This is a genomic window from Bradyrhizobium valentinum (assembly GCF_001440405.1).
Classification (GTDB): Bacteria; Pseudomonadota; Alphaproteobacteria; order Rhizobiales; family Xanthobacteraceae; genus Bradyrhizobium; species Bradyrhizobium valentinum.
In genome coordinates, this window is sequence record NZ_LLXX01000090.1 from 60,499 (window position 1) to 79,731 (window position 19,233).

Consider the following 19,233-nt stretch of genomic DNA (forward strand, 5'->3'; position numbering starts at 1 on the left):
CGGAACACCGCCGCCGGAAAACGGCGTGCACAACAAGATCGCGTTCAAGACCGGCACCAGCTACGGCTATCGCGACGCGTGGTCGGTCGGCTTCGATGGCCGCGTCACCATCGGGGTGTGGGTGGGGCGTCCCGACGGCGCGCCGGTGCCGGGTCTGGTCGGCCGCACCGCCGCCGCGCCGATCCTGTTCGACGCCTTCGCGCGCACCGGCAAGATCCCGGCAGCGCTGCCCAAGGCGCCAAAGGGCGCGCTGATCGCCAGCAACGCCAAGCTGCCGTTGCCGCTCAGGCGCTTCCGTCCCGTCGGCGAGCTGATCCGGGCCAGCAGCGAGCAGGTGCCGCGTATCCAGTTTCCGCTGAACGGCTCTCGGATCGACGTCGACCGTTCGGGCAACGGGCAGGCCGCGCCGATGCCGGTCAAGGTCGCCGGCGGCGTGCTGCCGCTGACCATCATGCTGAACGGCACCTCGGTCGGCGAGATCGACAGCCGGCGCCAGCGCCTGGTCGATCCGCCGGGGCCTGGTTTTGCCCGGTTGACGGTGATCGATGCGACGGGGGCGGCCGATACCGTTGTGATCCGGGTACAGTGACGAAAAGCAGCCTAAAGACCACAGCTTAGGGGATTTGCGGTGTTGTTTGCACTGCGGTTTCATCGTATGCGAACAGCATGGTGGAAACCCTGCACCCCCCACGCTTCGGATCGGGCCAACAGCCTGTAAAACCTGCGCATTCCGGCCGCAGGCTGGCCGTTGTGTTTGACTTCGCCACGGCGAACCATTTTCGCGCCATCGTGTTCCTGGTGCTCTGCAGCGTCGTGCTTTTCCTGCCCGGCTTCTTCAACATTCCGGCGATCGACCGTGACGAGGCGCGGTTCGCGCAGGCGACCAAACAGATGGTCGAAAGCGGCGATTTCGTCGACATCCGCTTTCAGGACGACGTTCGTTACAAGAAACCGGTCGGCATCTATTGGCTGCAAGCCGCCGTGGTCGAAACCGCCTCGTCGCTCGGCCTGCCGCGGGCGCAGCTACGCATCTGGCTCTACCGGATTCCGTCCCTGATCGGCGCCATCGGCGCGGTTCTCCTGACCTACTGGGCGGCGCTCGCTTTCGTCACGCGGCGCGGGGCAGCGCTGGCGGCGCTGATGATGTGTAGTTCTGTCCTGCTCGGCGCCGAAGCCCGGCTCGCCAAAACGGATGCGATGCTGCTTTTGACCGTTGTCGCCGCGATGGGGGCAATGGCGCGCGTGTATCTGTCCTGGCAGCGTGGCGAGGATCCGGCGCGTCCGCCCTGGGCCCCGCCGGCGATCTTCTGGACCGCGCTGGCCGGCGGCATCCTGCTCAAGGGGCCGTTGATCCTGATGTTCGTCGGGCTGACCATCCTGGCGCTCGCCATCCTCGACCGCTCGGCGGCTTGGCTGTGGCGGCTGCGCCCGGTGTGGGGGCTGATGTGGACGCTGGTGCTGGTGCTGCCATGGTTCGTCGCGATCTTCTGGCGCGCAGGCGAGGCATTCTTTTCCAATTCGCTCGGCGGCGACATGCTGAGCAAGCTCGGTGCGCAGGAATCCCATGGCGCGCCGCCCGGCCTCTATCTGCTGCTGTTCTGGGTGACGTTCTGGCCGGGTGCGGCGCTGGCGGGGATGGCGGCGCCGGCGGTGTGGCGCGCGCGGCGGGAGCCCGGCGCGCAATATCTGCTCGCCTGGCTGGTCCCGTCATGGATCGTGTTCGAGCTGGTGCTGACCAAGCTGCCGCATTACGTGCTGCCGCTCTATCCGGCGATTGCGATCCTCACCGCCGGCGCGCTGGAGCGCCGCGTGCTGTCGCGGTCCTGGCTGATGCGCGGGGCGGCATGGTGGTTTGTCGTTCCGGCGGGGGCATCCGTGATCGCCGTCATCGGTGCCATCAAGCTGACGCATTACCCCGCATTTCCGGCCTGGCCCTTCCTCGCGGCAGCGATGATCTTTGGCCTGATTGCCTGGTGGATGTTCGAGGACAGCCGCGCCGAGCGCTCGCTTCTGAACGCCGTGGTCGCAGCAATGTTTCTGGCCGTCGGAATCTACGGCATCGTCATGCCGTCGCTGACGACATTGTTTCCGAGCGCCGAGATCGCGCGTGCGCTTCGCAACGTGGTCTGCGTTGGGCCAAAGGCCGTCGCCGCGGGCTTTCACGAGCCCAGCCTGGTCTTCATGACCGGCACCAGTACCCTGCTCGCCGACGGATCGGGCGCCGCGGATTTTCTCGCGCAGGGCAGTTGCCGCTTTGCGCTGGTGGAATCGCGCACCGAACGCGCCTTCGTCCAGCGCGCCGAAGCCATCGGGCTGCGCTACAACGTAGCGAAGCACATCGAGGGCTATAACATCTCGCAGGGCAAGGCGATCTCGATCGCCATCTTCCGCTCGGAAGGCACGGAGTAAGATGGCTGGGAAGGCCGTTGTTGTCGTCGACTCCAAAAGCTATTTCGCGCGCTTCATGGCGCTGAGCTGGCTGTCGTTGGCGCAGCTCGTGCGCTCGCCGTCGCATTCGCGGCGTGCCGAGGCCGCGCGACGGGCGGCGCGGCACGTGTTGTGGCTGACGGCCGGTCTCGGCGCGGCGATCGTCGTGCTGATGTACGCGATCGATGCGTGGGAAATCGGCCAGATGCCGAAGCGCGGCGCGCCGTCGCTGTGGTGGGTTCGCATTCTCACCGATTTCGGCAAGGACGAATATGTGCTGGCCGTACTGGCCGGGTTGCTGATTGCGGTTGCGATCATCTCGCCGGCCTTGCGCGGAATTCAGCGGTCGCTCTTGCTCGGTCTGGGAACGCGGCTGCAGTTCCTGTTCCTGGCGGTAGCCGTACCCGCTCTCGTCACCGAAGTCCTGAAATACAGCATCGGCCGCGGCCGTCCGTTTGTCGGCGGCGAAGCCAACGCGTTCCACTTCTCGCACTTCGCCGGAAACTCGGCCTATTACAGCTTTCCTTCCGGCCATGCCACCACCGCATTTGCGCTCGCTTTCGCGGTGTCGGCTCTCTGGCCGAAGGCCCGGGTTGTGATGGCCGTCTATGCTCTCATCATTGCAGCGACCCGACTGGTGCTGGTCGCCCACCATCCGAGTGACGTGGTCGCCGGCGCGCTGGTCGGCATCATCGGCGCGATGTTCGTGCGCTACTGGTTTGCGGCCCGCAGGCTGGGATTTGCGATCCAAAGCGACGGCAGCATTGTGTCCCTGGTCGGACCCTCGTCCGAACGCCTCAAAAGGGTTGCCCGGGGCGCTTTCGCCCCATAAAAGCGGACGCCGCCAGCCGGCCCGATATGCCCGGTTCCGGGCCCCTTCCAAGCCAACCAGACGAGTGCCGATTTGACAGTTTCCGACAGAGACGCGGTCGCCGTTTCCATCGTTGTGCCGGTGCGCAACGAGGCGGAGAACGTCGCGCCGCTCATTGCGGAAATCGTCGCTGCGCTCGATGGCCGCTGGGCCTACGAGATCATCTACGTCAATGACGGGTCGACGGACGCGACCGCCGATCGGCTGGCGGCGCTGATGAAACAGCACCATCAGCTTCGGCAGATCAAGCACGCCGTTTCGTCCGGCCAATCGGCCGCCGTGCGCAGTGGCGTGCGGGCCGCGCGTGGCGCGATCGTGGCGACGCTCGACGGCGACGGTCAAAACAATCCGGTGTTCCTGCCCGATCTGATCGCAGCGGTTGAAAAAGGCGGCGGCCGTGTCGGCCTCGCGGCCGGCCAGCGGGTCGGGCGCAAGGATACCGGCTTCAAGAAATTGCAGTCGCGCATTGCCAACGGCGTGCGCAACGCCATCCTGCGCGACGGCACCCGCGACACCGGCTGCGGTCTGAAGGCGTTCCCGCGCGAGGTGTTCCTGTCGATGCCTTATTTCGATGGTCTGCATCGGTTCCTGCCGGCGCTGGTGCGTCGCGAAGGTTTCGACATCGCCTATGTCGACGTGATTGATCGCCCGCGCCATTCCGGCGTGTCCAATTACGGCTTCTTTGACCGGCTATGGATCGGGATCATGGATCTTGCGGGCGTGTGGTGGCTGATCCGCCGCAAGAAGCCGACGCCCGTTGCGACCGAGGTTCTCTGATGCTGATTCAATACGGCCAGGCGCTCGGCGATTATCTCTACGACGTCTTCGTCGCCAAGTTCGATTTCTGGCTGGCCTTCGGCCTGATCGCGCAATTGCTGTTTACCGCACGCTTCCTGGTGCAGTGGATCTCGAGCGAACGCGCCGGACAGAGCGTGGTGCCGATGGCGTTCTGGTTCTTCTCGATGGGCGGCGGAATGATGACGCTGATCTATGGCATCGCCAAACGCGAACCCGTGATCATCATCGGCCAGTCGCTGGCCACCATCATCTATATCAGAAACATCATGCTGATCGTGAAGAACCGCGGCACCGCGTCGAAGACGCTCGACCGCTGATCATCCGCGGCTGGGCGCCGGCGCGGGCAGGGTGGGCAAATCGCTTTCAGCGCTGCGATGGGCGGCGAGTTCGCCTGCCGCATCCAGCACGGGGTAGGCGACCGAGCAGATGTGCGAGTGAATGCGCCTTAGATCGCGCAATACGTCGAGATGAAGCGATGTGGTCTCGATGGTTTCGGGCCGGCCCTCGCGCAGGCGATCGAGATGCCGTTCGGTCGCGGCCAGCTCGGCATTGCGAAGCGCGGCCTTTTCGGCCAGCAGCTTTCGCGCCTCATTGAGGTCGCCCGACATGAATACCCCGAACGCGATCCGAAGCGAATCCATGGTGCGCTTGTGAAAAGCGGAAAGCTCTTCGGCGCCCTCGGGGGAGAACTGGAACCGGCGCTTGATCTTCTTGGTGGCCAGTTCGCTCAAATTCTTGTCGATGATGTCGCCGATATGTTCGAGGTTGATGGCGAAGGACACGATCTCCATCGCCCGCTGTCCCTCGCGCTCATCGAGACTGCCGCGGGTGAGCTTCGTGACATAGAGCTTGATCGCCTCGTCGAGGCTGTCGACGCTGTTGTCCATCCGCGAGACCTCGTCGACCAGCGCGCGATCGTTGGTCATCATCGCCGCCATCACCTTGCGCAGCATGATTTCGACGTGGTCGCCCATATGCAGGGTTTCGCGAGCGGCATCCGCCAAAGCGAGCGAGGGCGTCTCCAGCGCGCTCTCATCGAGATATCGCGGCCCTGACGGGTCGGTCGCCTTGACGCGCTCGGGCAACAGCGCCTTCAACAGCCGGGCCATGCCGTCGAGCAGGCCGATGAAGAGAAGCGCGGTCGCAACGTTGAAGGCGATGTGGAACAGGGCGGTTGCCTTGGCTGCATCCGGTTGCCACGAAGTCAGCAACTCCGAGATCGGTTGCAGGAACGGCGCCACCACCAGGATGCCGACAAGCCGATTGACGAGGTTGCCCAGCGGAAGGCGATAGCTGGCAGGATTGTCGCGGCGCGCGCCCTCGACGATTGGATTGATGGCGCTGCCGAGATTGGCGCCCAGCACGAGCGCCAGCGCCGCGTAGGGGGTGATGAAATGCGCATAGGCCAGCGACATCACCAGCAGCACGCTGGCGACGCTCGAATGCACCAGCCAGGTCACGATCGCGGCGAACAGGATGCAGAGCACGGGATCGCCGGTGATGGCGTTCATGAACACGCGCATGCCCGGCGCGTTCTCCGCCGGCGCCAGCGTATTGAGCAGGATATGCAGCGCCAGCAGCATCAAGCCGAGCCCGATGAAGACGCGGCCGATGTCCTTGACGCGCGAGTGGCGGCCGCTGCGGAAGGCGACCAGGCCGACGAGGAACAGCACCGGCGCGACGGCGGCGATGTTGAACGACAGGATCTGCACGATCAGCGTGGTGCCGACATTGGCGCCGAGCATGATGGCGAGTGCCGGGACGAGGCTGACGAGTTCTTCCGACGTAAACGAACTCGTGATCAGCGCGGTGGCGGTGCTGCTCTGGAGCAGGGCGGTGAGACCAAGGCCCGCGCCAACGGCGGTGAAGCGGTTGCTCAGGGCCTTTGCCAGCAACAGGCGCAGGTCCGGCCCGAACGCGCGCAGGATCCCGCTGTGGACCATATGCAGGCCCCACAGCAGCAGCGCCACGCCGCCCATCAGATCGAGAAGAACCAGACTTCCCATGCGCTTAGGTTTCCGCCACATCGAGTAGAGCGGTCAGGCTATCGCCTAACGAGGGGGGATCAACCCTTTAATTTGCCGAAAAATGCGACGCGAGGGCTGTGCCGCAGGCTCAGCTTACAGCGTCCGAGGACATCAGCTTTCGGCGAGAGCGCCGGGCTCGGTAAACGGAGTTCGAACATATCAGTTACATTGCGAGCCGTTGCGCTAGGTCAATTCCAACGATTCTTCGGTAAAGCTGATCCACCTTCGAGTGAATCACATCGAGCAGGGTCAGGGACCGACATGTTGGCAGCGAATCGCCGCAGAAGCGAACGACGTGCGTGCAGAAACTTTGCAAAAATACAGTTCGCGACCGGCGGTTTGCCGCGCGACTGCATGATCACTGACATGTCGGACGGTGGTGTGAAGATCATCGCCGAATATCCCGAAATTCCTCCCGAATTTACGGTGATTTTCTCGGAGGGAAGGCCGCGTCAGTGCCGGCTGGCCTGGCGGATCGGTTGCGAGCTCGGCGCGCAGTTCGTCGACTAGGCCGGCTGGCTGCGCCGGTATCGAGGGCGCAGAGCAGAACGTAGGCCAGCGGCTGAGGGCCATGGCCCGCGGAGGTCGCCAATTACCGCAAAAGCGCGCCGGCTTAACCTGAACTTAGGGTTAAGCTGTGAACACTTCTGGACAGTTGCCGCCGTGAGTCCAGGTACATGCTTCAGAAGTCATTTCATCCGCCCCGCGTCGCGCGACTTCTTGCGTGCACATCCACCTTGATCCTGGCGTTGGGACTCGGCGGGTGCCAGACCTCAGGACTATCAGACATTACCGGCTCGATCGACGAGAAGGCCGACACCGGCCGCGCCGGCGATCCGCGCCGCGACATCGAGCTCTATCAGGAACGCTATCGCGCCAATCCGAGGGATGCCGACGCGGCGCTGAAATACGGCAAGGCGCTCCGCGCGACGGGACAGCGATCGCAGGCAGTTGCGGTGCTCGAACAGGGCTCCATCGCCCATCCGGGCAACAAGCTGCTACTCGCCGCCTACGGCCGCGCGCTGGCGGATAACGGCAACTTCCAGCAGGCCTTCGACGTGCTCGGCCGCGCCCACAGCCCCGATGATCCCGATTGGCGGCTGCTCTCGGCACAGGGAGCAACACTGGACCAACTCGGCCGATACGACGAGGCGCGGCAATATTATGCGAGCGCGCTGAAGATCGCACCCGACCACCCGTCGGTATTGTCCAATCTCGGACTGTCCTACGTGCTTTCGAAAGATCTTTCCAAGGCCGAGGAGATACTGCGCCGCGCCCACGGCATTGCGGGGACTGATCCTCGTGTACGCGCCAATCTTGCGCTGGCGGTTGGCCTGCAGGGAAAACTCGCTGAAGCGGAAAAGATCGTAAAAGCCGATCTGCCGGCCGCCGAAGCTGCCGCCAATGTCGCGCAATTGAAGCGGATGCTGTCGCGAAAAGACAGGGAGAACGCGCGGGCCGAGGTCGAGAAGATGCCGATCGCGGCGGCCGGGCGCTCCGAGTAAGCGGCAGCGGCCACACCGCTGCCGCCCTGGTTCTTTGCTCAGGCCCTGCGGGCTGTCACGCCCTGCAGCTTCTTGATGATCGGCGTCAGGAACGAGGTGCGGGACCGCTTGGTCACGGCATGGCCGGTCAACCGTTGCGCCATCTGCAGAAACATCGTGGTGGTGCGATGCTTGGCGGCGATCTGCGCGATCATCTGGCCGTTATTGGCGGCGGTGCCGAACATCTTCGAATCGAACGGAATCGCTGCGATGGGCTGACTCTCGATCGCCTTGGCGAATTCGCGCGTACTGATCTCCGGACGCTTGTGCATGCCGACCTGGTTGAGGCAATAGAGCGGCGGCCGGTCGTTGGGCCGCGCCGCCTTCAGCACGTTCAGCATGTTCTTGGCGTTGCGCATATTGGCGAGGTCGGGCTCGGCGACGATCAGAATGTCGTCCGCGCCGACCAGCGTGCGCTTGGTCCACGCCGACCATTGATGGGGGACGTCGAGCACGATGCAAGGGGTCGTCATGCGCATCGTATCGAAGATCGCATCGAAAGCATCGGCGCCGAAATCATAGACCTGGTCCAATGACGCCGGCGCCGCCAGCAGGTCGAGGCGGTCGGTGCATTTCGCCAGCAGACGCTCCATGAAGGCGGAGTCCGGCCGTTCCTGCTGGAAGACGGCATTGGCGATGCCTTGAACCGGATCCTGGTTGTAATCGAGCCCGGCGGTGCCGAAAGCGAGGTCGAGATCGATCACGACGGAATCGAGCGCGAGATCGCGCGCGATCGCCCAGGCCACATTATGGGCGACGGTGGATGCACCGACGCCGCCCTTGGCGCCGACGACGGCGATGATGCGACCGACGGCCACGGCTTCGGAGGCCGCGTAAAGGCCGCATATTGCGCGCACCACGTCGATCGGTTCGATCGGTCCGGTCACGTAGTCGCTGACGCCGCGCCGCACCAGTTCGCGATAGGGCGTAACGTCGTTGGCGTTGCCGATCACGACGACGCGAGTTCCTGCGTCGCACACGGTCGCGAGTTCATCGAGCCCTTCGAGGATATCGGAGCCGGGCTCGGTCTCCAGCAAAATGACGTTGGGCGTCGGCGCCGTGTGGTAGGCCTCGATGGCGGCGGCAATGCCGCCCATGTGAACCGAAAGGTGGGCCTTGCCGAGACGGCGGTCTTCGCTCGCCGCACGCACCGCGGTTGCGATCGCCACGCTGGCGCAAAATGCCTGTACCGATACGCGCGGCGCCGGCGAGATGTATTCCTCGGGCTGCGCCGGCGTGTCGTCCAGTTGGTCGTCGGAGTTTTGAAAGACGCGGCTGATCATTTGCCTGTATCGCTGAGTTTGGCCTTGTCGGCGTCGGGATAGTCGGTCGCGGTCGAAGTGCCCTTGCGGTATTTGTCAAAGGCGACATTGCGCCGCGAGGTATAAGCGGGGCTTTCGGGACGCGGCTGTTCGAGATCGGCGGGATTGTCGATCATCGCGGCAAGGTTGCGCTGAGTGGCGCAGCCGAAGTTATGATACTGGCGATTTTCGCTGTAGGCGGCGTTGTCGATGTTCGGTCCGAGGTCCTGCGGCCACAGACCGCAAGGGCCGGCGACGGCCGAAATCTTCGGATAGCTCAGCCGGATCGTCGGCAGCGTGCGCGGATCTTCCGGCCGGTAATGACGCATCGTGATGGCGCGCGAGGGCACGCCGCCCGCCATCAGCACCGACCGGATTTCCCGGAACGACGCTGCAGCCGCGCGCGCGTTCTGCGTATCGACCGGGACATCGGCGATAACAGCGCCGGTGCCTTCGCGTACCCAGGTCTGCGCCAGGCCCATGACGTCGGTGCGTTGCGGCCCGGAAAGGCCGCCGCGGGCATGACCGACGAACACCACGATCGAGCGGTTGCCTTCGGTTACGGCAATCGGATGACGGTGGCGATAGTCGTTGGGAACGCTTGCGGTCACGATTTCCGTGGTCTGCAGCGTGCAGGCGCCGAGTGCCGCCGAAAGGCCGAGGAGAGCGCCAAGCATGTGCAAGGCCTTGACGCGATGGAGCGGAATTTTCGTTGTCATCGTTCTGTCCTCGTCCCCACTCGGTGAACAGCTCTGCATCTTAATCAATGATGAAGCCGAAATTGCCCTGCATCCCGCCGACGGGATCGACGCGGGCGGCGACCCCGTAGATCCGGTTGATGCGCCCGAGCAGCGTGGACTGGGAATCGGATGCCGGAGCAAATCCGTCATCGGGCCGCGACAGTTCTTTCTGCGCGACCGCGCGGACGACATAGGGCGTCACGAGAACCATCAGTTCGGTCTGGTTGTTGATGAAGTCCTGGCTGCGGAACAGGGCGCCCAGAACCGGCAATTGATCAAGCCCCGGCAGGCCGTTGACGGCCTGCTTGGTCTGCTCCTGGATCAGGCCGGCCATCGCAATCGTGCCGCCGGAGGGTACTTCCAACGTCGTCTCGGCACGGCGGGTCTTGATCGAGGGAATGGTTGTTCCACCTTGGCCGCCAGTCAGAGAGTTTTCGGTCGAGACTTCCGAAACTTCCGTCATCACCCGCAGGCTGATCCGTCCCTCAGTCAGGACTACCGGCGTGAAGTTGAGCGAGATGCCAAATTTCTTGAAGCTGACGGTCTGGACGCATTGTCCGATGCCACCACCTGTTGTTGTTTGGCAGCTCACGCCGGTCGGAATGGGAAATTCACCACCTGAGATAAACGTTGCGGATTCGCCGGAGATCGCAGTCAGATTGGGTTCGGCGAGCGTTTTCACGACACCGGCCTTTTCCATCGCGCGAAGCACCGCCTGGACCGACGGCATCGTGCCGGCTGCTATGCCAAGGCCATTGCCGGGCACGAGGGCCGCATTGTTTGCAGTGAAGGGATTGGCATTGTTGAAATTCACGGTCGTATTGCCGACATTCAATTGGGCGCTGAGATCGACACCCATCTGTTTGACGACATCCCGCCGGACTTCCGCGACGGTGACCTTGAGCATCACCTGGTCGCGGCCGCGAACGACGACCGAGTTGACGACCTTCTCGGCTCCGCCGACCAGCCGCGCGGCGACCTCGCCGGCCTGCTGGGCTTCGACCGGGCTCGATACCGATCCAGTCAGCAACACGCTGTCGCCGACGCCCTCGATCTGAATCCCTGGCAGCGACTGGCGCAGCGCGGCGCGCACGCCGTTGAGATCACGCTTCACTGCGATGTCGTAGGAAGCGATCTGCTGGCCATCGCCGTCGAAAAACACAACGTTAGTCTGGCCGACTGCACCGCCGATGATATAGGCGCGTTGCGGGGAGCGAATGACGGCATTGGCGATCTTCGGATCGGCGACCAGCACATCCTTCACCTCGCGCGGCAGGTCGACGACCACGGACTTGCCGATGCCGAGCGACAGGAAGCGCATCTTGACAGGGCCGATGGCGGAGGTCGTCACCGGATCCTTTTCAGACTCGGCTGCGACGACAGGCAGCAATGGAGCGAGCGTCAGCGCGGCGGCGGCCGACAATAACAGGGTGCGCGCCGCTACGGTTCGCATCGCTGACTGATTTTCCCCAAACTTCATTTCAGGCGTCCTTTCGGTCACTTCTGTGCCGTCGTTTGATTGGCGACCCCGTAGCGAACCACGTTGACGCTCTCGCTTCGTCTTTGAACCTGATCCTCGGACCGGCCTTCTGGCGCGTTGACATCGGTGATGCTGCGGAGCGCGAGCGCCAGCGTGCCGCTCTGACGCGCGCGCGTCAGCGTCTCGGCCTGCTCGGGTTTCAGCTCGAGCGTGGCGGTGCGACCGACGAGGGTGTTGATGCCCTCTTTTTCCTTCGGCGCCTGATCGATCGCGAGCACACGAATATTGGAGAGAATGATTTCCGACTGGACGGCGTCGGCTCCGCTGCGCTCCGGGTTCTTCTCACGCTTGGAAAGGATGACGTCGACGCGGTCGTTAGGCAGGATGAAGCCGCCGGCGCCGGTTTCCGGCGATATCTCGGTCGAGATCGCCCGCATGCCGCTCGGCAGGATCGCTGCCATGAAGCCGGAGCCGTTGGCCCTGACCAGCTTCTGCTCGCGGATCGGCTCGCCCGCGAAGATCGGGCTGCGGGCGATCGAGCCGGCGATTTCGTTGATCGCCTCGGCCTTGCTGGCGCGGTTGATCAGATTGTTGCCGGCCGAGGCCGGCCAGGCCTGCCATTGCAGGTCCTCAGGCTTGACTGTCTGGCCGAGCCCGATGTCGGACTTCGCGGCCAGAATTTCCACCGTCGGTAACTGTGCGACCGGCTCGGCCGCTGGATGCGGTTTTTCTTCCGTGCCACGGGCGAGATAGGCGGCGACACCGCCGGCACTCAGGGCGATGATCAGAACGACGACACGTGCGATATTCATACGCTTTACTACTCTTACGCAGGGACGCCCAACTGCACGGCAATGACAGCCATCCCCGGAGGTATGACTAGGCATCAAAGGTATAAGGGAACTTGAGGCGTGAAGTTTTTGGTCGATCGGACAGCGGGTTTCGCCGTCATGGTGAATGGGTGGTTATCGTTTTGAGAAAATCACTCCGCAAAAGCCCGGAGCCGTTCGGCGTGGGCGCGTCAGCGGTCGAGTTCGCCAATAGAGATGGACGTGCGATTCGGATGCCGATCGGAATCAGGCCTGACGCCGCTACGACGCGCGAGCCTCATCTTGAGGCTCAGTCTCCGCGAAGCCTGCCTGCAAGACCTCGTCACGCTTGTGGCGCAGATGCGCGCGCAGGATATGCGACAACCCCACGCTGTCGCGGCGTTGCAGCGCATTGAGGATGGCTTCGTGCTCCTGCACCGCCAGCGCCCAGCGCCGCGGCGTCATTGGCGTGACGTAGCGCGCGCGGCGAATGCGGGCCGTGACGGAATCATAGAGTCCAGACAGCACCGGGTTGCCGGCCGCGGCGACGATCGCCTCGTGGATATAGCGGTTGCAGCGGTAGTACTGCAGAAGGTCGCGATCTCCGTAGTGCCGGGCCATCTCGGCGTGGGCGGCGGCGACATCGGCGATCTCGGCATCCGTGATGCGTTCACAGGCGAGTTCGCCGGCTAGTGCTTCAAGCCCTTGGCAGACCTCGAACAGGTCGCGCATGTCCTTGTCGGTCAGCCTGGCCGCGCGCGAGCCGCGGTTCGGCAGCAATTGCACCAGGCCCTCGGCGGCGAGCACCTTGAGGGCTTCGCGCAGCGGCGTGCGCGAGATCTGCAGTTTTTCACAGAGGTCGCGCTCGGGAATCCGCGCGCCCGGCGGAATCTCGCCGTCGAGCAGCATGGCGCGGACGCGGCCTACGACTTCCTCATGAAGCATTGCCGTCAAAATCCAATTTGAATGCAAAAATGGCTATATCACTGGATTTTAGCTAGTTCCAGCTTGATAAACCCAATTTTTGCATTCAGAATTGGTTAACAACGATTAAGAAGGGCCGCGGGATGGATCAGGACGTAACGGTACGGGAGGGGGACCTCCTGTTTACCCTCGATGACGGCATCGGCCGGATAACCTTCAACCGGCCACAGGCGCGCAACGCCTTCACGTTCGAGATGTATGAGCGGCTGGCCGAGATCTGCGAACGCGCCAATCGCGACCATGCGATCAAGGTGCTGTTGCTGCGGGGCGCTGGCGACAAGGCGTTTGCCGCGGGCACCGACATCAACCAGTTTCGCGCCTTCAAGACGCCGCAGGATGCGCTCGACTATGAGAACCGCATCGACCGTGTGCTCGGCATTCTCGAAACATGCCGGGTGCCGACCATTGCCGCCATCAACGGCGCCTGCACCGGCGGCGGCGCGGGCATCGCGGCCAGTTGCGATCTGCGCATTGGCACCAGGAGTACGCGGATGGGGTTTCCGATCGCGCGCACGCTCGGCAATTGCCTGTCGATGTCGAATGTCAGCCGCATCACCGCGTTGATCGGTCCGGCGCGCGTCAAGGATCTGATCTTTACCGGACGTCTTGTCGAAGCCGAGGAGGCAGCCTCCGTGGGCCTGCTCACGCAAGTCGTCGATGATCTGGCCGCGCTCGACAAGCGCGCCGACGAGATCGCAAGGCTCGTCGCCGGCAACGCGCCGCTGACGCTGAGCGCGACCAAGCAGGCGGTCGCCCGGTTGCAGAAGCGCCTGACGCGCGAGGAGGGCGAGGACCTCATCCTGATGTGCTACACCAGCCAGGATTTCCGTGAAGGGCTCGACGCGTTTCTCACCAAGCGCGCGCCGCAATGGCGCGGTCAATAGGAGCCCTTAATGTCCGTTCAAAACAAGACGCCGCGTTCGGGACCGCTCGCCGGCCTCAAGGTCATCGATCTCACCCATGTGATGGCGGGGCCGACCTGCACCCTGATGCTCGCCGACATGGGCGCTGACGTCATCAAGATCGAGAAATGGCCGAATGGTGACGACACGCGGCATTCGGTGCCGCCGAAGATCGGCGACGAGGCGGCTTCCTTCCTGATGATGAACCGCAACAAGCGCGGCATCGTGCTCGACCTGAAGACCGCAGGCGGCAAGGAGGTGTTGCGGCGGCTGATCGCCGGCGCCGACGTTCTGGTCGAGAATTTTGCGCCGGGCGCGATGGAGCGGCTCGGCTTCGGCTATGAGGATCTGCACAAGGATTTTCCGGCGCTGATCTATTGCTCGTTGTCCGGCTTCGGCCGCACCGGCCCGTACAGGCACCGCCGCGGCTTCGATCTGGTCGCGCAGGCGATGAGCGGCATCATGAGTTTCACAGGCGAACGGCCGGACGGCCCGCCGGTGAAATGCGGTCCGCCGCTATCCGATATCACGGCCGGACTGTTGGCGAGCATGGGCATCCTTGCCGCCTATTCGCACCGGCTCAAGACTGGTGAAGGGCAATGGGTGGAGACATCGCTCTACGAAGCGGCGCTGGTTCAGACCTATTGGCAGTCGACGATTGCGCTCGCCAGCAATGTGGCGCCGCGCGCCATGGGCTCGGCCCATCCGCTCAACGCACCGTATCAGGCGTTCGAGGCATCCGATGGCTGGCTCGTGGTAGGCGGCGCCAACAAGAAGCATTGGCTGTTGATGCTGGAAGCGCTTGACGCGTTGGAGCTGGCCTCAGACCCGCGCTTCGTCAACGGCTCCGACCGCATGGCGCATTTGAAGGAACTCGAAGCCGAACTGAGCGCCCGCTTCCGGAAACGGACGCGGGCGCATTGGCTGGCGGCACTGGACGAGAAGGGCGTGCCCTGCGGCCCCGTTCACGACATGCTGGAAGCGCTGAGCGATCCGCAGACGCTCGCGCGCGACATGGTAGTCGAGGTCGAGCATTCGACGCTCGGACCGGTGAAGACGATCGGCCTACCGATCAAATTCTCGGCGACGCCCGGCAAGGTGCGTTCGGGCGCGCCCGTCTATGGCGAGCATACGCGCGAGGTGTTGCGCGAACATGGTTTCGATCAGACCCAAATCGAGGCTTTCGAGCGGGAGGGCGCGATCGTCGCCGCCTCGGCCGGCCGCAAGGAGCAGGTCGCCTGACGAGAAGACGAAAATACGAACGACAACAAAAAATGCCTACCCGGAGGAACCCCATGAAGATCACTTCAAAACTCCTGCTGTCCACGACAGCGTTCATGCTGGCGGGCGCGATTCCGGCCGCCGCGGCGTGGCAGCCGCAGAAGCCGATCGAGTTCGTCGCAACCGCGGGGCCGGGCGGCGGCACCGACAATCTCGCGCGCGCCGTCCAGAGCATCGTCACCAAGTACAAATTGACCGATCAGCCGATCGTGGTCGTCAACAAGGGCGGCGGCAGCGGAGCGGAAGGCTATGTCTACGGCAAGGCGTCTGCCGGCGATCCCTACAAGGTGATCTTCGGCACCTCGAACGCATGGCAGCAACCGCTCGTCTCCAAGGTCGCGTTCAACTACACCGATCTGACCCCGATCGCTGCAATGGCGCAGGACGAGTTCCTGCTGTGGGTGAAGCAGGACGCGCCCTACAAGACAGCGGGCGACTTTCTCAAGGCGGCCGCCGCGACCGAGTTCAAGATGGGTGGCGCGCAGTCCAAGGACACCGACGAGGTCTTGACGCGGATGATCGAGAAGGCGGCGCGCGTCAAATTCACCTACATCCCCTTCAAGAGCGGCGCCGAGGCGGCCGTGCAACTTGCCGGCGGCCATATCGATGCGCACGTCAACAATCCCTCCGAGAGCCTTGGGCAATGGCGTGGAAGTACCCAGCGCCCGCTCTGTGCCTTCAGCCCGAAGCGGTTGCCGCAGGGGCCGAAGGTCACCGCAACCGAAGGCTGGAGCGACGTGCCGACCTGCGTCGAGCAGGGGCTGGCGATTTCGCAATATGAGCAACCGCGGACGGTGTGGCTGCCGGGCAAGGTCAGCCCGGAGCAGGCGGCGTTCTACGTCGATCTCATGAAGAAAGTGCAGGCGACGCCCGAATGGAAGGACTACATCGAGAAGACCTCGCAGGTTGACACCTTCCTGACCGGCGCCACGCTCGACAGTTTCATCAAACAGGACCTCGAACACGTGAAGCAGGTCGCGGGCGAACAGGGTTGGCTGCTGAAGTAGGTGGGTGGGACGCGATGATATCACGACGTGCGCTTGAGATAGCCACGGCGGCACTGACCGGAATCTTCGGCGTCGTGGTCGTCGTATCCAGCATCGACAACGGCATCGGCTGGTCAAGCGCCGGCGTCGATGCCGGCACGTTTCCTTTCCTGACCGGAATCATCATCGTGCTCGGCAGCCTTTACAACATGGGGCAGGGCGCGCTCGGGCGCGGTACCCTTGCAATGGTCAGGGTGGCCGTCACGCCGTCCGAATTGCGCCGCCTCGCGGGGCTGTTCGTTCCTGCCGCGATTTTCGTTGCCGTCATTCCAATCGTTGGGATGTATCTCGCTTCGGCGGGCTATGTCTTTGCGGTCCTGGCGTTGCCGAAACAGCAATCGGTCTTTCGCGCGATTGCCATCGCCGTGGCTACGCCGCTTGCGCTCTATGTCGTGTTCGAGCGTATGTTCCAGGTGTCGCTGCCGCGCGGCGCGCTCGCCGCAGCGTTCGGTTTCTGAAGGGGCGGGCGATGGAAAACCTTCAATCGCTGCTGCACGGTTTCACCATCGCGGTCACCGTTCCGCACCTGACGCTGATGGTGATCGGCGTTCTGCTCGGCATTCTCGTCGGCGTTCTGCCCGGCCTTGGTGCACCAAACGGAGTGTCGCTGTTGCTGCCGCTGACCTTCGGCATGCAGCCGGTGTCGGCGATCATCCTGCTTTCGAGCATGTATTGGGGCGCGTTGTTCGGCGGCTCGGTGACGTCGATCCTGTTCAACATTCCGGGCGAACCTTCGTCGGTCGCCACCACCTTCGACGGCTATCCGATGGCGCGCGACGGCCGGCCGACAACGGCGCTGGCCACCGCTTTCGGCTCGGCGGCGTTCGGCGCGCTTGTTGGCGTGATCCTGATTACGTTTCTGGCGTCCTGGGTGGCACAGGTGGCGCTCGCCTTCGGACCGCCCGAATACTTCGCGGTCTATTTCCTCGCCTTCGCCAGTTTCGTCGGCATGGGCGGTGCGGCGCCGATCAAGACGGTGGTAGCGCTCGCGATCGGTTTTGCAATTGCCGCTATCGGCATCGATACAGTCTCCGGCAGTGTGCGGCTCAACATGGGTATCGACGAACTGGTGAAGGGCGTCAGCTTCGTTGTTGCCGTCATGGGGCTGTTCGGCATCGGCGAGTTGCTGATTGCGGTGGAGGAGGAGTTCCAGGCCCGCGCGGTATCGTCGAGGGTCGATTGGAAGGAAGTCTTCCGGGCACTGGGCCGTCTGCCGCGCCATAGCATCGCGTTGCTGCGCAGCGCCGCCATCGGCTGCTGGATGGGCATTACGCCGGGCGGTCCGACCGCCGCTTCCTTCATGAGCTATGGCATCGCCAAGCGCTTCTCGCGCAATGGCGCGCGTTTCGGCAGCGGCGAGGCCGAGGGCATCATCGCGCCGGAGACCGCCGACCATGCCGCCGGCACCAGCGCGTTGTTGCCGATGCTCTCGCTCGGCATTCCCGGCTCGGCGACGGCCGCCGTCATGATGGGCGGGCTGATGATCTGGGGATTGAACCCCGGACCGATGCTGTTCGTCGATCAGAAGGATTTCGTCTGGGGCCTGATCGCCTCGATGTATGTCGGCAACATCGTTGCGGTTGCGCTCGTGTTGCTCACCGTTCCCGTGTTTGCCGCCCTGATGCGCATTCCCTTCGCCGTCATCGCACCGCTGATCGTGATCATCTGCGTCGTCGGCGCCTATTCGGTCTCGAACTCCTATCTCGACGTCGTCCTGATGCTCGGCTTCGGTGTCGTCGGCTATCTCTTCAAGAAGCTGCACTATCCGTTGGCGCCATTGGTGCTTGCGATCGTGATCGGCGACAAGGCCGAGGATGCCTTCCGGCAGGCCATGCTGATGTCGAAGGGATCGCTCGGGATATTCTTTGCGAACCGGCTGGTGACGACGCTCGTCCTGGCGGGGATCGCGTTGTTGCTGCTTCCGCTCGTCCTGCAGATTGTGCGTCTGCTGCGAAAGCCGGACGAAGCCGCTCATGAAAAAGTGAGGATCATATGAACGTGCAGAGCCCCGGCAAGCCGGTGATTGCGCTGGCGATGGGAGACCCCGCCGGCATCAGCCCGGAGTTGACCGCGAAGCTCGCCTGCCTCGACGAAATCCGCTCCCGCGCACGCCTGATCGTGATCGGAGACCGCCGCGTTTTTGACGAAGGCGCGCGGGTGGCCGGCGTCAAGGCCGACCTGCCAAATGTGGCGCCGTCCGCGGATCCTCGAGCAATCGGCGGTGATGCCGCCTTTATGGATATCGGCCATCTCGATCCCGCCGGGATCGAACGTGGTGTCGCCAGCCAGGCCGGCGGCGCATTCGCGCTGGAGAATTACCGTCGCGCGCTCACGCTGGCGCGCGACGGGCAGGCAGATGCGGTCTGCTTCACGCCGTTCAACAAGAAGGCAATGCGGCTCGCGCGCGCCGAGTATGACGACGAGATTGCGTTCTCCACCGAGATCGCCGACCTGAAAACGCCGGCCAGCGAATTCAACGTGCTCGACAGGCTCTGGAATGCGCGCGTCACCTCGCATATCGCGCTCAAGGACGTGGCCTCGCGCCTCTCGGTCGAACGTATCCATCGCGCGCTGAAACTGACCGATGCCTGCATGCGGCGGGCTGGCTTTGCCACGCCCCGTATCGCGGTGGCTGGCCTCAATCCGCATGCCGGCGATGGTGGCAATTTCGGCCGCGAGGAGATCGATGTGATCGAACCCGCTGTGATGGCCGGCCGGACCGACGGAATAGCGGCGGAAGGGCCGTTTCCGGCCGACACCGTTTTCCTGCGCGCCAAGAACGGCGCCTTTGATGCGGTGCTGACGATGTATCACGACCAGGGCCAGATCGCGATGAAGCTGATGGGCTTCGATCGCGGGGTGACAATCCTGGGAGGTTTTCCGTTTCCGATCTGCACGCCGGCGCATGGCACGGCCTATGACATCGCGGGCCGGGGCGTCGCCTCGGTTGGCGCCGGCCGCGCGGCTTTGTTGCTCGCGGCCGAGATGGCGGGCGCGCGGAAACCGGCTCCGCTTCCTTGAAA

At 63.8% G+C, this 19,233-nt stretch carries 18 protein-coding genes and 1 pseudogene; 13 read left to right on the top strand and 6 right to left on the bottom strand.

The window, feature by feature from the left end:
• From CP49_RS47250 to CP49_RS13790, 5 genes and pseudogenes are all read left to right on the top strand, one after another.
• Nucleotides 1-589: pseudogene (locus tag CP49_RS47250) on the top strand (penicillin-binding protein 1C); the annotation flags it as partial.
• A gap of 77 nt (nt 590-666) precedes the next feature.
• The gene (locus CP49_RS13775) at nt 667-2,409 is read left to right on the top strand and encodes an ArnT family glycosyltransferase (RefSeq protein WP_057850781.1); all 1,743 of its coding nucleotides are present in this window, start codon (nt 667-669) and stop codon (nt 2,407-2,409) included.
• 1 nt (nt 2,410) lies between these two features.
• A complete protein-coding gene (locus CP49_RS13780; RefSeq protein WP_057850782.1) occupies nt 2,411-3,259 on the top strand; it encodes a phosphatase PAP2 family protein in 849 nt (282 codons plus the stop codon).
• A gap of 72 nt (nt 3,260-3,331) precedes the next feature.
• On the top strand, nt 3,332-4,075 hold the full coding sequence (locus tag CP49_RS13785; protein ID WP_057850783.1) for a glycosyltransferase family 2 protein: 744 nt from the start codon (nt 3,332-3,334) through the stop codon (nt 4,073-4,075).
• Nucleotides 4,075-4,413 (top strand): lipid-A-disaccharide synthase N-terminal domain-containing protein, encoded by a 339-nt coding sequence (locus CP49_RS13790; RefSeq protein WP_057844208.1) that lies wholly within the window; start codon nt 4,075-4,077, stop codon nt 4,411-4,413. Before CP49_RS13785 ends, CP49_RS13790 begins: the two co-directional genes overlap by 1 nt.
• On the opposite strand, the gene CP49_RS13795 is transcribed toward CP49_RS13790, so the two are convergent.
• Nucleotides 4,414-6,102: a Na/Pi cotransporter family protein gene (locus tag CP49_RS13795; RefSeq protein WP_057850784.1), complete on the bottom strand. Its 1,689-nt coding sequence runs from the start codon at nt 6,100-6,102 to the stop codon at nt 4,414-4,416.
• Between the two features lie 282 nt (nt 6,103-6,384).
• On the opposite strand from CP49_RS13795, the gene CP49_RS48935 reads away from it, so the two are divergent.
• Nucleotides 6,385-6,633: a PilZ domain-containing protein gene (locus CP49_RS48935; RefSeq protein WP_057850785.1), complete on the top strand. Its 249-nt coding sequence runs from the start codon at nt 6,385-6,387 to the stop codon at nt 6,631-6,633.
• A 167-nt stretch (nt 6,634-6,800) separates the two neighbouring features.
• Nucleotides 6,801-7,628, top strand: a complete 828-nt coding sequence (locus CP49_RS13805) for a tetratricopeptide repeat protein (protein ID WP_082646012.1) — start codon at nt 6,801-6,803, stop codon at nt 7,626-7,628.
• A gap of 38 nt (nt 7,629-7,666) precedes the next feature.
• Here the strand turns inward: CP49_RS13805 and CP49_RS13810 are convergent, their stop codons facing one another.
• The 5 genes from CP49_RS13810 to CP49_RS13830 all read right to left on the bottom strand — a co-directional run bounded on the left by CP49_RS13810 (nt 7,667) and on the right by CP49_RS13830 (nt 12,906).
• Nucleotides 7,667-8,950, bottom strand: coding sequence for a CpaE/TadZ family protein (locus tag CP49_RS13810; protein WP_057850786.1), 1,284 nt, complete (start codon nt 8,948-8,950; stop codon nt 7,667-7,669).
• Entirely contained in the window at nt 8,947-9,687 is a 741-nt protein-coding gene (locus tag CP49_RS13815) for a CpaD family pilus assembly protein (RefSeq protein WP_057850787.1), read from the bottom strand. Before CP49_RS13815 ends, CP49_RS13810 begins: the two co-directional genes overlap by 4 nt.
• A 40-nt stretch (nt 9,688-9,727) precedes the next feature.
• Nucleotides 9,728-11,188: a type II and III secretion system protein family protein gene (locus tag CP49_RS13820; protein WP_057850788.1), complete on the bottom strand. Its 1,461-nt coding sequence runs from the start codon at nt 11,186-11,188 to the stop codon at nt 9,728-9,730.
• A gap of 17 nt (nt 11,189-11,205) precedes the next feature.
• Nucleotides 11,206-12,000, bottom strand: coding sequence for a Flp pilus assembly protein CpaB (gene cpaB, locus CP49_RS13825; RefSeq protein WP_057850789.1), 795 nt, complete (start codon nt 11,998-12,000; stop codon nt 11,206-11,208).
• A gap of 279 nt (nt 12,001-12,279) precedes the next feature.
• Nucleotides 12,280-12,906, bottom strand: a complete 627-nt coding sequence (locus CP49_RS13830) for a GntR family transcriptional regulator (protein WP_245310680.1) — start codon at nt 12,904-12,906, stop codon at nt 12,280-12,282.
• Between the two features lie 158 nt (nt 12,907-13,064).
• Here CP49_RS13830 and CP49_RS13835 point away from each other — a divergent pair, with 158 nt between their 5' ends.
• From CP49_RS13835 to CP49_RS13860, 6 genes are read left to right on the top strand one after another with little or no spacing between them, the layout of a single operon-like run.
• The gene (locus CP49_RS13835; RefSeq protein WP_057850791.1) at nt 13,065-13,865 is read left to right on the top strand and encodes an enoyl-CoA hydratase/isomerase family protein; all 801 of its coding nucleotides are present in this window, start codon (nt 13,065-13,067) and stop codon (nt 13,863-13,865) included.
• A gap of 9 nt (nt 13,866-13,874) precedes the next feature.
• Nucleotides 13,875-15,125, top strand: a complete 1,251-nt coding sequence (locus CP49_RS13840; RefSeq protein WP_057850792.1) for a CaiB/BaiF CoA transferase family protein — start codon at nt 13,875-13,877, stop codon at nt 15,123-15,125.
• A gap of 53 nt (nt 15,126-15,178) precedes the next feature.
• Nucleotides 15,179-16,171, top strand: a complete 993-nt coding sequence (locus tag CP49_RS13845; protein ID WP_057850793.1) for a tripartite tricarboxylate transporter substrate binding protein — start codon at nt 15,179-15,181, stop codon at nt 16,169-16,171.
• 14 nt (nt 16,172-16,185) lie between these two features.
• Complete coding sequence (locus CP49_RS13850) at nt 16,186-16,668, top strand: tripartite tricarboxylate transporter TctB family protein (RefSeq protein WP_057850794.1); 483 nt, start codon at nt 16,186-16,188, stop codon at nt 16,666-16,668.
• An 11-nt stretch (nt 16,669-16,679) separates the two neighbouring features.
• Nucleotides 16,680-18,206 (top strand): tripartite tricarboxylate transporter permease, encoded by a 1,527-nt coding sequence (locus CP49_RS13855; RefSeq protein ID WP_057850795.1) that lies wholly within the window; start codon nt 16,680-16,682, stop codon nt 18,204-18,206.
• Entirely contained in the window at nt 18,203-19,231 is a 1,029-nt protein-coding gene (locus tag CP49_RS13860; RefSeq protein ID WP_057850796.1) for a 4-hydroxythreonine-4-phosphate dehydrogenase PdxA, read from the top strand. Before CP49_RS13855 ends, CP49_RS13860 begins: the two co-directional genes overlap by 4 nt.
• Nucleotides 19,232-19,233 lie beyond the last annotated feature (2 nt).